The organism is Rhizobium sp. CG4 (assembly GCF_023701965.1).
Taxonomy (GTDB): domain Bacteria; phylum Pseudomonadota; class Alphaproteobacteria; order Rhizobiales; family Rhizobiaceae; genus Agrobacterium.
On sequence record NZ_JABAEG010000006.1, the window covers coordinates 314,790 to 330,959 of the forward strand.

The following is a 16,170-nucleotide window of genomic DNA, read 5'->3' on the forward strand; positions in this document are numbered from 1 at the left end:
GGCGGACAATCGGCAAGGTACGTGAAGATAACCCGAAGGAGGAGAACTATGGGTATCCGAAAGCATTCGATTGCTATTGCACTGGCCATGACATGTACTTCGCTTGTTGGCTTCGCCGCAAAAGCTGACGACGTAACGCTGACCCTGTGGTCCCTGGACCGCGATATTCAGCCCGCGCCCAATCTGATCAAGGAATTCAACGCACAGAATAATGGCATCAAGATCGAATATCGCCAGATCCAGTTTGACGACGTCGTTAGTGAAGCTATGCGCGCCTACTCGACAGGAAAGGCACCTGACATCATCGCCATCGATAACCCCAACCATGCGATGTTTGCGTCGCGCGGTGCCTTTCTTGATTTGACAGACATGATCAAGGGATCATCGGAGATAAAACCGGAGAACTATTTCCCCGGACCTCTGAAATCGGTCACTTGGGATGACAAATATTACGGTGTGCCGAAGGCCACCAATACTATTGCGCTGTATTACAACAAGGACCTGTTCAAGGCGGCAGGGCTCGATCCAGAAAAGGCGCCCCAGACATGGGATGAACTGGTGGAAACAGCTCGCAAGCTGAATGATCCGTCAAAGAATGTGTATGGCATTACGTTTTCTGCAAAGGCTAACGAAGAAGGAACCTTCCAGTTTTTGCCATGGGCGCAGATGGGGGGATCATCCTACAAGGCCATCAACGGCGAAGGTGCCGTGCGTGCCCTGACCATCTGGAAACAGTTGCTGGATGAAAAGCTGACGTCGCCTGACACACTGACCCGCAGTCAGTGGGATTCCACCGCAACATTTAATGCCGGCAATGCCGCCATGGCGATTTCCGGGCCTTGGGAAATCGATCGCATGCTAAGCGACGCCAAGTTTGAGTGGGGCACAGCCTTGTTGCCAGTTCCGCAAGAAGGCGCTGAACGCTCGTCGGCTATGGGTGACTATAACTGGGCGATCTTCTCAAAAAGCAAGCATCCGGAAGAGGCTTTCAAAGCCCTGGAGTTCTTCGCGTCGAAGGATGCCACCATGTACAAGGATTTCGGCCAGCTGCCCGCCCGCGCTGATCTGCCGGTCCCACCCACCGGCAATGCCGTCAAGGATGCTGCCTTGGCGACATTCGTCGAACAGCTGAAATATGCCCAGCCGCGTGGCCCGTCGCCTGAATGGCCCAAGATTTCCAAGGCAATTCAGGATGCCATTCAGGCCGCGTTGACCGGGCAAATGGAGCCCAAGGCGGCGCTTGATCAGGCCGCCGAGAAGATCAAGTCGATCGAAGGCTGACCAGCCTTCCATCTGACGTGACCGAATATCTCGTTTCCTCCCCGACGTCACTACCCGGCACTGCGGTGCCGGGTAGTCTGAAGCGATCATAAGAGGTTCTGATGAGACGAATACTCTCCAGTATAAGCGATGGTCGCGGTTTCGACCTGATGCTGGTTGGCGTGCCCTTTGCATTCCTGTTTGCGTTGGCCGGCCTGCCGCTGATCTACAATATTCTGATGAGCTTTCAGGAGGTGGACATGTTCAGCCTCGGCAGCTTTATCAGGCCATTTGTGGGCTTCGACAACTATGTTGCTCTATTCAAACAGCCGGAAACGCTGCCAATCCTGACCAATACGCTGATCTTCGTGCTTGGCTCCATCGCGGGTCAGTTCGTGATTGGTTTTGGTCTGGCCCTGTTTTTCTGGAAGAGTTTTCCCGGCTCCACATGGCTGCGTGGATTGTTCCTTGTGTCATGGGTCATGCCAGGGTTGGTCGTCGGCGCGATCTGGAACTGGATATTGTCTGGTGATTTCGGCGTGTTGAATTTTTTCCTGCGGGAAAGTGGTTTGATCAGCGACAATATCTTCTGGCGCTCCGATCCCGATTTCTCCCTCTGGGCCGTCGTTATTGCCAATATCTGGCTAGGCACGTCCTTCAACATGATCTTGCTTTCGGTTGGTCTGTCCGCCATTCCCGGTGATCTCTATGAGGCAGCCGAGATGGACGGCGCCAATGCCTGGAACCGGTTCTGGACAATCACCTTGCCGATGATGCGTTCGACCATCGGGGCTATTATTTCTCTGGGTCTGATTTTTACCCTGCAGCAATTCGACCTGTTTGCGGCCATAACCGACGGTGGACCCAACAATTCCTCCAATGTTGCGCAGTATTGGGCCTGGGATCTGTCATTCCGCCAATATGACTTTGGCAGAGGTGCCACGATCTCGGTGATCATGACGGTGTTCGTGATGTTTGCGGCGGCAGTTTATGTCCGCTCGACACGGCATGAGGTGCGCGGATGAATGAAACATCTCGTAATCGTTTGATGCTGGCTATCGCTCTCGTCATGGCGGCAATCTATCTGTTTCCGCTATACTGGATGTATATAACCGCGATCAAAGCCGGCTCGGAAATGTTTGCCAATCCGCCAAGTTTCTGGCCTTCGACTGCACAGTGGGGCACGTTTACCTATGTGTGGGAAAGCCGGAATATGGGGCGGTACCTGTGGAACTCGACATTGATTGCGTTCGGGTCCGTTGCGCTGATCACCGTGCTTGGAACCGGCTGTGCTTATGTACTGGCGCGTTACAGAAACGTCTTGATTGATGCCGGTCTTTTCCTGATCTTGATGTTGCAGGTTCTGCCGGCCTCGTTGATGGTGACACCGATCTTCGTCGGCTTCACGCAAATCGGCCTGCTCGATTATCCACGTTTTGCCGTCATTCTGGCAATTGCCGCCAAAAGCATGCCGTTTTTTGTCGTGCTTGTCCGTGCAACCTTCATGGCCGTGCCGTTGGAGCTGGAAGAGGCGGCACTTGTGGATGGCAACTCCCGTTTTGGTGCCTTTTTTCACATCGTTTTACCGCTTGCCCGCAACGGCATTCTGGTCAGCGCAATCCTTATCTTCATGCAGGCCTTCGGAGAGTTCGTCTATTCCAAGTCGATGATCCAGGATGTCACTTTGCAGCCGGCAAGTGTTGGCCTCAATTCATTCATGGGGCCAAACACCAGCGAATGGAACAACATCATGGCCTACGCCACAATGTATGTAACGCCAATCCTTGCGATCTTCGTGCTGTTGCAGCGACGTATCGTCTCCGGCCTGACCTCAGGAGCTCTGAAATGACCCAGCAAATCGAACTGTCGGGCGTGAACAAATATTATGGCGCCTATCATGCGCTGAAGAACATCGATCTTTCTATCCGCAAGGGTGCGTTTGTAGCACTGGTCGGTCCGTCCGGATGTGGCAAGTCAACTCTGCTGCGTTCGCTCGCCGGGCTTGAGACAATCTCTGCCGGAGATTTGGTGATAGCGGGTGAGCGGATGAATGACGTTCCGCCCAGAAAACGTGACCTTGCCATGGTGTTTCAGTCCTATGCGCTTTATCCGCATATGACAGTGGAGCAAAATCTTACCTACAGCCTGAAAATAAAGGGCGTGAAAAAGGCAGAAGCAAAGAAGGCCGCCGAAGAGGTCGCAGCCATCACCGGCCTTTCTGATTTGCTTCATCGTTACCCCAGGGAATTGTCGGGCGGCCAACGTCAACGTGTGGCGATGAGCCGCGCGATTATTCGCAACCCCAAGGCCTTCCTGTTTGATGAACCTCTGTCCAACCTCGATGCCGCCTTGCGTGTCCACATGCGCAAGGAAATCCGTGCGCTGCACGACAGGCTGGGCGCGACATCGGTCTATGTGACGCATGATCAGGTCGAGGCGATGACCATGGCAGATCATGTCGTGGTGATGCGCAGCGGCGTGATCGAGCAACAGGGCAGGCCGCTTGATCTCTATGACCGACCGGCCAACCGCTTTGTTGCCGGTTTTATCGGTTCACCCGCGATGAACTTCATTCCTGCGCGGTCATCGGCGGATGGAAAATCGCTCAGCCTCGATCTTGGTGGTGAACAGGTCATTGAACTCGGAAAGGTCTTGCCAGCCAACACAGAATTGCTGGTTGGCGTCCGGCCGGAACATCTGGTGCTGGCAGCGCCCGATGCGCCAGGGTTTGATATTCCGGTCGCCGCAGTCGAGTCGACTGGTGCAATGACCTATGTTACGTCCGCCACATCACCGGAAATCGTCGTTGTTTTGAACGGCAGGTCTCCGCTTACGTCGGATACATCCATCCGCCTGACTTTCGACCGGGACAACATTCATGTGTTCGATGCGAAAACAGAGCTGCGGATTGAGCCCGGCGTTTAAGCCATGCTCGCTTTTCAGGAAAAGCGCCGGACACCCAAGTGCAGAGGGCGCGCCTTTTCCGTCCCGGTAACCAAGGTTTTCTGATGATAAAACGACGCGGGTGGCCAACATGGAACACCCGCGTCTTTTAACATTTTTTTACGGATAGGCGGTTGCACCGTCTGGTTTGCGGGTGATCTTGCGCTCCCAGTGAATATAATCTTCTTTCACAAGGGCTTTTTCATCAATTTCAATGCCCCAGCCCGGACGGTCCGGACGCAGTTCCATATGGCCATCGACAGGCATGTATGGGTCCAGTGCCCATGGCGCATGAATATGGGGTTTGAACTCGAGGATCTTGAAATTGGGCTGGGCCGCGCAGAAGTGAATATTCACTGCTGTGGCCAACGGACCCATCGGGTTGTGCGGTGCGATGGTGACGTAATGTGCCTCGGCGATTGCCGCGATGCGCCGCATTTCACTGACACCGCCCACAACGCAAATGTCGGGCTGAATGATGTCGGCTCCACGTGCGGACAGAAGCGACAGGAACTCGAAACGTGAGTAGAGTGATTCACCAGTGGCCAGCGGCACTGTGACTTTGGATTTCAGTTCACTCCAGGCCGGTATGTGCTCCGGGCGGATCGGCTCTTCGTAAAACAGCGGGTCGTAAGGCGCGATGGCCGCGGCCAATTGGACCGCCTGATAGGGCTCAAAAATCTTGGCATGAGCATCAAAAGCAAATTCGAAATGCGATGGTGTGATGTCTCTGATCTTGCCGAACCAGTCACCCGTTTCCTTCACCAGTTCACCCCAGCGGCCGGTATGCAAGTCGCGGCGGAAGGGGCTGAGCTTGAAGGCAGTGTAACCGTAATCCTCTTGCAGTTTCATGGTTTGGTCACGGGCATGTTCTGCATCCGGCGCTGTGTAGACGCCGCAATAGACCCGCACGCGATCACGCACATTACCGCCCAGCAGCATATAAACCGGCAGACCGGCGGCTTTGCCAGCAATGTCCCACAATGCGTGATCAATGGCTGAAATTGCAGCAAGGCCCAGCGCACCAGGCGGAAAGCGGCATTGCTGGTTGAGCTTCAGCACCAGATATTCCACACGGCGAGGATCCTCGCCCTCAATCTGATGGAACAGATAGTCCAGGAGTGGCGGCAAGGCCCAGTCGGGACCATGATTGTAGCATTCGCCCCAGCCGGAAATTCCCTCGCTGGTTTCTATTTTTAGAAGCAGGCGCGGGCGATCATCGACGCGCTGCATATATGTTTTTATACCGGTAATATGCACGTTAACTCTCCTCAGGCAGCCTGCTGCTCGTTGCTGACCCGGTCAACCACGTTGCGCAGCAAGGCGCGTTCGCTTTCGTTGAGCGAAACCACGCCGGGAAGACGGACCGGACCAACATCATTGCCGAGCATGCCGAGCGCTTCTTTGACGACCGTGACATTGGCGCCGTTATTGTATTTGGTGCGAAGCGCCTCAAAACCTGCGATGCCGTCGATCAACTGGCGTGCTGTAGCATAATCACCCACTTCCAAAGCCGTGTGGATGGCATGCGAACGTTGCGGGAAAACGTTGACGAGACCTGATGTGAAACCGCGCGCGCCAAGCGCGTAAAAGGCCGGAGCCCAACCCTCGGCAAGACCGCAAACCCAAATGGCCGGTGCATCCTGTGTGGAGCGGATGATGTCTGCCAGCAGCATGAGGTTTGACGAAGCAAACTTGATCCCTGCAATGTTGGAATGCAGTGCCAGTTCACGGAAATCAGCCACCGAAAAGCCGTCACTGCGCACATAAGCGATGACCGGCACGGTAGACGAATCTGCCAGCTCGAGGAAATACCGCGCCTGATAGGAGGGGCCTGCAAACGGGTCCATCGGGTGATGGCCCATGATGGCATCTGCACCTTCAGCAATTGCGTCTTTCGCCAATGCTTTGGCATCGGCCAGCGAGCGGCCAACAGCCGCACTGACCAGTGCCTTGCCATCTGCTGCACGGATCGTTGTGCGGTGGACGAGGCGAATTTCGTCCATGGTCAGCGTGAAGAACTCACCGGTATTGCCTGCAGCCATCAGGTTGTGCACGCGGGCCGCCGCCAGCCCCTTGATCAGCGTGTCGAGCTTCTCGACATGAACGCTGCCGTCTGCGTGGTAGGGGGTAACCGGCACTCCAGAAATGCCAGTCAGTGCCTTTCTTACGATTTCGAGCTTCTCACTCACCCTTGATGTCCTCCCTTTTTCCAAAAACGATTGCGAGATATGTCTCGCCAGAGCGCACCACATGGTCGCGCATCTGCTTTTCTGCTCGTTCCGCATCCCCTGCTATGATGGCATCGGCAATGGCTGCGTGCTCACGCAACGCCTTTTCGCGCTCTGCAGTATCCGAGTGAATGATGCGGCGAATGCTGGCGTCATAAAATTGCTGACGCTCAATCAGCTTTGCCAAATATTGACAGCGAGATGCCTGATGGATCTGGTCATGGAATGTTTCGTTGAGCGCAATAAGCTCATCAACATCGCCACTTGATGTGGCGACTTCCATAAGGCCGACAGTGGCCCTTAACGCTGTGGTCGCCTCTTTTGACATGCGCCGGGCTGCAAGATGGCCAATCATCGATTCGAGAGCCGCGCGTGCAAGGATCATTTCCTCTGCCCAGCCCATGTTGAAGCGGATGATCACGCCGCGTCGTGGCAATGCCTGAACAAGCCCCTCTGCTTCCAGCTGTCGCAACGCCTCCTTGATGGGGGTGGTGCTGACGCCAAATTGTTCGGCCAGTTGCCGTTCGTTGACTTTTTCGTCAGGGGCGAAACGACCGGCAATGATCGCGCCGCGCAGGATGCGGTGCACATGATCACGGACGGTAATCTGGAGTTGTGGGTCCAGTTTCTCAATGCGCCCCTGTGTCGATGAAAGATCCGGTAGATCAGCCATTGATGCAAAATCCTGTTGACGTGTTATCGAACTTGTGAGATCTGATATACCAGATTTCAGATCGATGTCGATATGAAAATTGTGGTTTTCAGAGGTTGAGGAGCCTCGTTGTGGAGGAGAAGAGCATGTTGAGACGCCATTTCCTGACGCTTGCCGGTGCTGTTGCCATGTCAGCAGCATTGCCTTTTGCCGCGTCAGCGGCGACGCCTAAAGATCAACTTGTCATCGCGACCAACATGTCGTCGATGCGTGGTCTGGATCCGCATGAATTGAACCAGCTTGAAGCGGCTGAAGTTGTCGCCAACCTCTATGAGCGGCTGATTGTTTTGCCGGCCGACAAGATTAACGAGCCTCAGCCGGGTCTTGCTGAAAGCTGGACTGTTTCCGAAGACGGCAAGACTTTTACGTTCAAAATTCGCTCTGGCGTGAAGTTCCATTCCGGCAATCCACTTACGGCTAAAGATGTAGAATGGTCGCTTCGCCGTTTGGTAAAGTTGGGGCTGGCGCCGTCGACAGATCTGCGCCAATGGGGTTTTTCAGCTGACAATGTTGATAGTCTGATCAGGGCAACTGACGATCAGACTGTCGAGATCAAGACCGCAGATGTGTGGAACGCAGATTTGCTGTTGTTGTCTTTGGCAAGCTTTTCCACCTCTATCCTGGACAGCGCATTCCTTGCCGACAAGGAAAAGGATGGCGACATGGGGCGTGCCTATCTGCAGACGGCGGATGCGGGTTCCGGCCCTTACTCCTTGCGCTCATGGCGTTCCAACGAAACGCTGATTGCCGAGGCGTTCCCCGATTATTGGCAGGGTGCTCCTGCAATGCGCCGCGTGCTTTTGCGTCACCTGCCGGAATCGTCTGCGCAACGTTTGCAAATCGATGCGGGCGACATGGATGTTGCGACACGTCTTTCCTCGACAGATCTGGCAGCCCTTGAGGCAGGCGGCAATGTCGAAATCCAGAAAACGCCGGGTTTTGGATTCTATTATGTGGCGCTGAACCAGAAGGACGAAATTCTTTCAAATCCTAAGGTTCGCGAGGCATTCCGCTACCTCATTGATTATGACGGGCTGTCTTCCACAGTGATGAAATATTACGGCATCAAGCAGCAGAGCATCATTCCTGCTGGTCTTCCGGGGGCAATCACCGAAAATCCATACAAACTGGATATTGAAAAGGCCAAGCAGTTGCTGGCCGAGGCCGGTTATCCAAATGGCTTTTCCAAAACCTATTATGCGACGCCGGTAACGCCGGAATATGAGGTGGCACAGTCCCTTCAGGCCAATGCTGCAAAGGCTGGTATCAAGCTGGACTTGCAGGGTGGTGACCACATTGGCAAGTTCCGCGACAGGGCTTTCGAGATATTCTCTGCCCGTTCAGGTGAACGTTTGCCGGATCCGCATGCGGTTCTCGCGTCCTACGCCACAAACGCCAACAATGCAGATGAAGCAAAGCTGACCGGTCTTCTTGCTTGGCGTTCTGCCTGGGATGTTCCGAAGGATATTCAGGACATGGTGTTGGCCGCAGCACATGAAACCGACAAGGCAAAGCGTGCCGATCTCTATGGCAAGATCAATAAGGCCTATCTGGAATCCTCGCCTGCTTTAGTCACGTCATTCCAGAGAACGGATGCCAAGGCAGTCCGCAAGGACGTGAAAGGTTATGTCGGTCATTCCACCTGGCTGACCCGCTGGGATACCGTGACAAAGGGTGAATAACTCTTTTCGGGAGAGCCTGTCTGATCGGATCAGACTGGCTCTCTGTACCTCTTTTAAGTGACGATAGTCTCACTGGCACCATTGGTGCTGTGTGCGGATTATGCTCCAGCAAGGATTTCCGAATTGAACTCCTCCCAGGCAACCGCCACAAGGGTATCGGGCAGCAGTAAAAAGCTGCTGTCCTCAATCCGAAAAATCGCCACATCATTTGCGGTGATCCTGACAACCCTGTTTGGACTTTTGGTGATAACCTTCGTTATCGGGCGTCTTGTCCCTGCCGATCCGGTTATCGCGGCCATCGGCGACCAGGCCGATCAGGCCACATATGAGCGCGTTTACAAGGAAATGGGGCTGGATCGTCCTCTTTACGAGCAGTTCGGGACCTATCTGGTAAATGTGGTGCAGCTGGACTTTGGCCAATCTCACATTACGAAAAATACGGTTTCAAGCGACCTGGCCCGTGTCTTCCCGGCAACGATTGAACTGGCGACGCTCGCCACCATCATTGGTGCAGGACTTGGCGTCCCACTCGGCGTGGTTTCTGCAGTGCGCAAGGGAACATGGGTTGACCACCTAGGACGCGTTGTCGGACTTATGGGGTATTCGACGCCCATTTTCTGGCTCGGTACCATCGTCATTTTGGTATTTTACGCGAAATTTGGCCTCATCCCCGGCGGTGGACGCATCGATATCTACAATGAAGGGCTTGTCGAAGGCCCGACCGGTTCTTTGCTGCTGGACTCCGTACTGGCTGGAGAGTGGGAAGTGTTTCTGAGCGCGCTGCACCATGTTATCGCGCCCGCTCTTATCCTCGGTTACGCAGCTATGGCGTATCTTAGCCGTATGAGCCGCAGCTTCATGCTGGAGCAGTTGCGCCAGGAGTACATTCTCACCGCCCGTGCCAAGGGGCTGGGGCAACGCGCTGTTGTCTGGCGGCATGCATTTCGGAATATCCGCGTCCAGTTGTTGACTGTAGTGGCTTTGGCTTATTGCGGACTGCTTGATGGCACCGTGCTGATCGAAACGGTTTTCGCATGGCCGGGTCTTGGTCAATATCTGACATCGGCACTGTTTTTTGCGGACATGAATGCAGTGCTTGGCAGTGTGCTGCTGATCGGCCTCATTTCCATCGCGATCAATCTCCTGTCGGATATTGTCTATCGCTTCATCGATCCACGGACGCGGTGATTTATCATGATGAAAAACGGATCTTTCACCACCCTGCATAATTGGTTGATCAGCGAGGACTTCACGTCTTCCCGCCAGGCCAGGCTACATAAAGCTTATGTTGCCTGGCTTGGGCTGCTGGCCAATCCGCTGGCCTTTACCGGCTTTCTGGTGGTTCTTGGATTGATTGTCGTGGCTATTGTTGCGCCCGCTATCACCAGCTACAGCCCCTATGATCAAGATCTATCGCGCGCCTTGCAGCCACTATCTTGGCAGCACTGGTTTGGAACGGATGAATTTGGTCGTGACGTTTATACCCGACTTGTCTATGGCGCGCGAACAACCCTCTACATCAGCATTCTGGTGACACTGATCGTAGCGCCCATCGGCTTCATGATTGGCGCGATGTCCGGTTATCTCGGGGGATGGGTGGATGTGGTGCTGATGCGCATTACTGATATTTTCCTTTCCTTTCCGAGCCTGGTTCTGGCGCTGGCCTTTTCGGCGAGTCTTGGACCTGGCATCGAAAATGCGGTGATTGCCATTGCATTGACGGTGTGGCCCCCAATTGCCCGCCTTGCGCGCGCTGAAACGTTGACATTTCGAAATGCCGATTTCGTCGTAGCTGCAGAGTTGCAGGGGGCGGGAATGATGCGCATTCTTCTACGTCATATCGTGCCGCTTTGTGCACCATCCGTGGTCGTGCGTCTGACACTGAATATGTCCAGCATCATTCTGACGGCTGCCGGTCTCGGCTTCCTTGGTCTCGGTGCGCAGCCGCCTATGCCGGAGTGGGGTGCAATGGCAGCGTCCGGGCGTCAATATCTGCTTGATGCCTGGTGGCTAACGACCATTCCCGGCATTGCCATTCTCATAGTCAGTCTTGCCTTCAACCTGCTGGGTGATGGCCTGCGCGATATTCTGGACCCAAGAAATGGCTGATTTAAAAGAAACAATTCTGAGCGTCGAAAATATGTCGGTGGAGTTTCCAACACTCTCTGGCGTAGTGACCGCAGTGCGTGACGTATCCTTCAATGTCGGGCGCGAGAAGGTCGGCATCATCGGTGAATCCGGTTCCGGTAAAAGCACCGCGGGTCGTGCTATCATGCGCCTTCAGCCCCCGCATGCGCTTGTCAAAGCCAAACGCATGCAGTTTGAGGATGTTGATCTCCTTAAGGCAAGCGAGCAACAGATGCTGTCGATACGCGGCCGTCGTATTGCCATGATCCTTCAGGACCCGAAATATTCACTCAACCCGGTGATGACGGTCGGTGAGCAGATTTCCGAGACGGTTATTCTGCACGAACATGTCTCGAAAAAGGAAGCAAGGTCGCGTACGCTAGCGATGCTAGAGCGGGTGAATATCCGTGATCCACAGCGTGTTTTCGATCTTTATCCGCATGAGGTCTCTGGCGGTATGGGCCAGCGGATCATGATCTCCATGATGCTGATTGCCTCGCCATCGTTGATCATCGCCGACGAGCCAACCTCTGCACTGGATGTCACGGTGCGGCAGCAGGTGTTGTCAATCCTTGATGAACTGGTCATGGAGCGCAACATTGGCCTGCTGTTCATCTCGCATGATCTCAATTTGGTGCGTAGTTTCTGCGACCGTGTCATCATCATGTATGCTGGGCAGATTGTCGAAACCATTGCTGCAGCTGATCTCGATAATGCGCGCCACCCTTACACGCGCGGTCTGTTGAATGCACTGCCGAGCCTAGAGCATCCACGTGACAGGCTGGATGTGTTGCGGCGCGACCCGGCCTGGTTGGAGAACCGTTCATGAGTATGATTAAGGTCGAAAATCTGCAGGTCTCCTATGGCGCTGGTGATACGCTGCTGCGCGTGGTTAATGACGTGTCTTTTGAGATTGCCGTCGGCGAAACATTTGGTCTGGTCGGCGAAAGCGGATGTGGAAAATCCACAGTCCTTGGTGCCCTTGCCGGGCGTAACCGGCAATGGACAGGGGCCGTCACCATCAATGGTGAAGTAATTGGACAGAAACGCACAAAATCGCAACTCGCCACACAGCAGATGGTGTTTCAGGATCCATTCGGATCCATCCACCCACGCCACACGATCGGCCGTACATTGCTGGAGCCACTGGAAATTCATGGCAAGGACCGCCGCGAGGAGCGGATTGAAAAAGTGTTGACCGATGTCGGCTTGCCGCACAGTTTTCGTTACCGCTTTCCGCATCAGCTTTCAGGTGGCCAACGTCAACGTGTGGCGATTGCTCGTGCGCTTATTCTGGAGCCTCGCATCCTACTGCTGGATGAGCCGACATCAGCACTCGACGTGTCGATCCAAGCGGAGATCCTCAACCTGCTGAAAGACCTCCGTGAGCGTGAGAAACTCACTTACATTCTTGTCAGCCATGATCTGGCTGTCGTCGCGCATCTGTGTGACCGGGTTGCGGTTATGCAGAACGGTGTGTTTGTCGAGGTCGCCGAAAAACAACAGCTTATCGATGGAACAGTGAGCCATCCCTACACCCGCGTGTTGATGGATGGCAGTCGGGGTTATGTGCCCAAGCGCAGCACTGTTCCAGCCTGATCTTTATTCTGGCGGCCTGACTGAGAGGTTAATTTATAAGGGTTGTGGCAGCGCGTGCATTGCGGACGTAACCGGTTTCAATGCCGCTTTCGCGGCCTATCGTTTGCCGTCTGTCGATGACGGTGCGCATGCGTTCTCTCCCGCAGAATACTACGCTTCGTTTTGCTGGCCCATCTGAGGAATCTATCAAAGTTTGCCATGCATGCTAGATGATTCCAGCGTCGATGTGACCGCGTCGGTACCCGAGGCGGCTCAGTCTGGAATGTTGTTTTCCGGGCAGTTTTTAATATCCGCACCCCCTTGACGCCAAGACCTATGATCTATGCGGGCATTCGGATAGGCAAATTTACAGCCGATTGTAGGTGATGAAGGCGCGCACCGCAGGCGATGCTTCGGTTTTGCGGTGAGCAATGGCAAGATCCGAAGTGATGTTGTTGTCAATGATCGGCACGTATCGGATCGTCGGCAACATCAGACAATTCAGCGACTTCGGTACCAGCGCAATTCCAAGTCCAACAGCCACCATGCTGGAAATGGTGGTAAAATCGCGCCCGAGTGGGCTGATGATCGGCTGGAACCCAGCCTCGTTGCAGGCGCTGATCGTGTTATGATGAAAGCCGACATCCGGTGGCTGGCGCGGTGTGATGAAGGTCTCATGTGCAAGGGCGGATAGTTGAAGCTGTTTGGCGTGGGCAAGTGGATGTTTTTCAGGAAGCACGACCACCAGCGGCTCTTTCAAAATGATGTTGGTCGTTATGCCTTCCGGTATCGGAGCCGGAGGCCTGATGTAACCGAAATCAAGCGTGCCATCTGCGATGCTTGCAAGTTGCATGCGCATTTCCATTTCCGTCAGTTGCAGTTCCACATCCGGATAGGATGAGCGAAAACTGGTGATGGACTGCAACATAGAGCCGGCATAAGCAGCCGATGCGACATAGCCGATCGAGATGCGCCCTGTCTCGCCACGGTCAAGGCGTTTGAGTGCTGCAAGTGTTGCATCCGCGTCGGCCAGCAACTTCTTGGCGTCAGCATACAGCAGTTGCCCCGGCAAGGTCAGATTGACGGAGCGTTTCGTCCTGTCCAGCAGGGGCATGCCGACAATTGCCTCAAGGTTCATGATTTGCTGGCTAAGACCGGGCTGCGCAATGCCGAGTCTTGCTGCTGCACGCTCGAAGTTTCTCTCGTCCACCAATGCGGTGAAATATCTGAGATGACGAAGTTCAAAACTGTCCGCTTTGGCAATTTTGGGTCCAGCCATGGCCGTCGCTTTCGAGGTGAAAATTAGAAGAATTACAAACTATGCAATTCTGTGATTATCATAATTTTAGATTATGAAAATACTTGTCTCTGCTTATTGGAACATTGTGAGCCCTCTGAGTAATAAGATGACAAAAAAAGTCCAGAAAATATGTCGTCTCGACATAGGACATGTGATTGGCTGTCATTTGAGGGTTTGCAACGTGGGTATCAATCAGAAGCGCAGGGCACTTTTGACGACTGGTCATGTCTTGGCTGTTGCTATGGTCATGGTATGGCCGCAACTGGTTAGAGCGCAGGATTCCGGCAGCGCGGTACAACTCGGAACAATCACTGTGCAAGGCGAAGGGCAGGAAAACCCTAAGGGACCTGTAAAGGGTTATGTTGCCAAAAGCAGTTCAACGGCCACCAAAACAGGCACGCCTATCCTTGAGACACCACAATCCGTGTCGGTCATCACCCGCGACCAGATTGATGCGCAGGACGCCAAGACGCTTAGTGAGGCGTTGCAATATACGCCGGGCGTCGTTGCTGCCCCTTATGGTTCTGACGCCCGGTTCGATTCTCCGACAATTCGCGGGTTTGATGGGCGTCAGGTCCAGTTTCTGAACGGGCTTCGCATCATGCGCACCGCCGGTGCCGCACCGATCGAGCTCTATGGTCTGGAACGGGTAGAAGTGCTGCGCGGTCCAGCTTCTATTCTGTATGGTCAGGCCAACCCCGGTGGCCTGATCAACCAGATCAGCAAACGTCCGACATTTGATGCTTTTGGTGAGGTTGGCGTCCAGATCGGTAGTGACGACTATTATCAGACGATGTTCGATCTTGGCGGTCCGATTGCCGATAGAGAAAACTTCGCCTATCGCCTGACGGGCGTGGCACGCAACGCCCACGATGAAAGCGGCTTTCTCGATAACGACCGTTATTTCGTCGCGCCTGCTTTCACCTGGAAACCGGACGACGACACGTCATTGACAGTCTTGACCAGCTTCCAGCGCGATAATCCAAGCTCACCGTCTGGACTGCCGCCAGCCCTTACCTTGAACGCGACGGGTGTAATGCTGCCGCGCGGTTTTTATGTCGGCGATCCGTCATTCGATTTTTCCAATCGTAAACAGACCAATATCGGTTACGAATTTGAACATCGGTTTGATGAAACCTGGACCTTCAGACAGAACTTTCGGTATTCGAACCTCGACTGGAACTATCAATCGCTTGGGATGAGTTCCGCAGGCAATGGTATGGCTGGCAGCCTCATCGCTCGAAACGCCACTTTTCAGGACGAACGTCTGAATACGTTTAATGTCGACAACAACCTGCAGGCCGAGTTTGCTACTGGCGGTATCGACCATAAGCTGGTGTTCGGTCTTGATTATCGCAATTTCGATAACAAGGTAAAAACCGAGTTCTGGCGGGCGACCCCACTTGATCCTGTCAATCCTGTCTATGGTGGACCAATCTCACTCATTTCGCGCTCGACATATGCAGATGTGAAATCGACCCTAACGCAACTGGGCATTTATGCTCAGGACGAGATGTCCTATGATAACTGGCGTGCAACAGTTGGTTTGCGTTACGATTGGGCTAGCACGGAAGGTGGCGCGATTTCTGCGCCTGGCACGGCTCCAAGATCACGCAGCAAGGATGATGAGAAGCCGACTGGTCGTGTTGGTCTTGGTTATGTGTTCGATAATGGTATCGCGCCCTATGTCAGCTATGCCACATCGTTCGAGCCAACGCCGGTTCCCGCCAATGGGAAATTGCTTGAACCGACCATGGGCGAACAATGGGAAGCCGGCATAAAATACCAACCACAGGGCTGGGACGGTTTCTTCTCCGCTGCTGTTTATGATCTGCTTCAAAAGAACGTATCCTACCAGATCTCATCAACGCCTCTTGTTTACGGTCAGTATGACGTACGTGTAAAAGGTCTGGAGTTGGAGGGCGTCACCAGTCTTGCGGATGGGCTCAACCTTCGTGCAGCCTATACCTACATGGACACGGAAATTGTCAGCGGCACGAATAACGGCAGACGTTATGAGAACGCTCCAAGGCACTCTGCAGGCCTGTGGCTGGATTATACCTTTGCAGAAGATACGCCGCTGGAAGGATTTGGCATGGGGGGCGGTGTGCGATATGTCGGCCAGCGCTACGGCAACTCAACCAACACGTTTGATATGAGCGCCGTGACATTGTTTGATGCGGGTGTGCATTACGACAAAAACAATTACCGTGCCTCGCTGAATGTCCAGAACATTGCAGACAAGGAATATCTAGCCAGCTGCGGTACATTCGGTTGCTATTACGGAAATGGCCGCACGGTAATGGGCAAGCTGACCTATCGCTGGTAAATACGGGC

General features: G+C 54.0%; 14 protein-coding genes. 10 read left to right on the forward strand and 4 right to left on the reverse strand.

From position 1 onward, the window contains the following. Positions 1–48 precede the first annotated feature (48 nt). The 4 genes from HGO37_RS18415 (at position 49) to HGO37_RS18430 (ending at position 4,185) form a co-directional block, all read left to right on the forward strand. Complete coding sequence (locus tag HGO37_RS18415) at positions 49–1,281, forward strand: ABC transporter substrate-binding protein (RefSeq protein ID WP_192489645.1); 1,233 nt, start codon at positions 49–51, stop codon at positions 1,279–1,281. Between the two features lie 101 nt (positions 1,282–1,382). After that, complete coding sequence (locus tag HGO37_RS18420) at positions 1,383–2,285, forward strand: carbohydrate ABC transporter permease (protein ID WP_250984586.1); 903 nt, start codon at positions 1,383–1,385, stop codon at positions 2,283–2,285. After that, the gene (locus HGO37_RS18425; protein ID WP_250984587.1) at positions 2,282–3,109 is read left to right on the forward strand and encodes a carbohydrate ABC transporter permease; all 828 of its coding nucleotides are present in this window, start codon (positions 2,282–2,284) and stop codon (positions 3,107–3,109) included. The genes HGO37_RS18420 and HGO37_RS18425 overlap by 4 nt, the downstream gene beginning before the upstream one ends. After that, on the forward strand, positions 3,106–4,185 hold the full coding sequence (locus HGO37_RS18430; protein ID WP_250984588.1) for an ABC transporter ATP-binding protein: 1,080 nt from the start codon (positions 3,106–3,108) through the stop codon (positions 4,183–4,185). The genes HGO37_RS18425 and HGO37_RS18430 overlap by 4 nt, the downstream gene beginning before the upstream one ends. Before the next feature lie 138 nt (positions 4,186–4,323). On the opposite strand, the gene HGO37_RS18435 is transcribed toward HGO37_RS18430, so the two are convergent. The 3 genes from HGO37_RS18435 to HGO37_RS18445 are packed head-to-tail and all read right to left on the reverse strand — an operon-like array spanning position 4,324 to position 7,107. Further along, on the reverse strand, positions 4,324–5,463 hold the full coding sequence (locus HGO37_RS18435) for a mandelate racemase/muconate lactonizing enzyme family protein (RefSeq protein ID WP_250984589.1): 1,140 nt from the start codon (positions 5,461–5,463) through the stop codon (positions 4,324–4,326). 11 nt (positions 5,464–5,474) lie between these two features. Then, positions 5,475–6,395, reverse strand: coding sequence for a dihydrodipicolinate synthase family protein (locus tag HGO37_RS18440; protein WP_250984590.1), 921 nt, complete (start codon positions 6,393–6,395; stop codon positions 5,475–5,477). Continuing rightward, on the reverse strand, positions 6,388–7,107 hold the full coding sequence (locus HGO37_RS18445; protein WP_192489639.1) for a GntR family transcriptional regulator: 720 nt from the start codon (positions 7,105–7,107) through the stop codon (positions 6,388–6,390). The genes HGO37_RS18440 and HGO37_RS18445 overlap by 8 nt, the downstream gene beginning before the upstream one ends. A 125-nt stretch (positions 7,108–7,232) precedes the next feature. Between HGO37_RS18445 and HGO37_RS18450 the strand changes: the two genes are divergently transcribed. From HGO37_RS18450 to HGO37_RS18470, 5 genes are all read left to right on the forward strand, one after another. Beyond that, positions 7,233–8,828, forward strand: a complete 1,596-nt coding sequence (locus HGO37_RS18450) for an ABC transporter substrate-binding protein (RefSeq protein WP_250984591.1) — start codon at positions 7,233–7,235, stop codon at positions 8,826–8,828. A gap of 123 nt (positions 8,829–8,951) precedes the next feature. Then, on the forward strand, positions 8,952–10,016 hold the full coding sequence (locus tag HGO37_RS18455) for an ABC transporter permease (protein WP_371815336.1): 1,065 nt from the start codon (positions 8,952–8,954) through the stop codon (positions 10,014–10,016). Between the two features lie 9 nt (positions 10,017–10,025). Beyond that, positions 10,026–10,937, forward strand: a complete 912-nt coding sequence (locus HGO37_RS18460) for an ABC transporter permease (RefSeq protein ID WP_371815344.1) — start codon at positions 10,026–10,028, stop codon at positions 10,935–10,937. Further along, positions 10,930–11,784, forward strand: a complete 855-nt coding sequence (locus HGO37_RS18465; RefSeq protein ID WP_250984592.1) for an ABC transporter ATP-binding protein — start codon at positions 10,930–10,932, stop codon at positions 11,782–11,784. Before HGO37_RS18460 ends, HGO37_RS18465 begins: the two co-directional genes overlap by 8 nt. Then, positions 11,781–12,554: an ABC transporter ATP-binding protein gene (locus HGO37_RS18470; protein WP_409515604.1), complete on the forward strand. Its 774-nt coding sequence runs from the start codon at positions 11,781–11,783 to the stop codon at positions 12,552–12,554. The genes HGO37_RS18465 and HGO37_RS18470 overlap by 4 nt, the downstream gene beginning before the upstream one ends. Positions 12,555–12,900: 346 nt before the next feature. Here the strand turns inward: HGO37_RS18470 and HGO37_RS18475 are convergent, their stop codons facing one another. Next, a complete protein-coding gene (locus tag HGO37_RS18475) occupies positions 12,901–13,812 on the reverse strand; it encodes a LysR family transcriptional regulator (protein WP_250984593.1) in 912 nt (303 codons plus the stop codon). Positions 13,813–14,074: 262 nt separating this feature from the next. Here HGO37_RS18475 and HGO37_RS18480 point away from each other — a divergent pair, with 262 nt between their 5' ends. Next, positions 14,075–16,162: a TonB-dependent siderophore receptor gene (locus HGO37_RS18480; protein ID WP_250984619.1), complete on the forward strand. Its 2,088-nt coding sequence runs from the start codon at positions 14,075–14,077 to the stop codon at positions 16,160–16,162. The last annotated feature ends 8 nt before the right edge of the window (positions 16,163–16,170 follow it).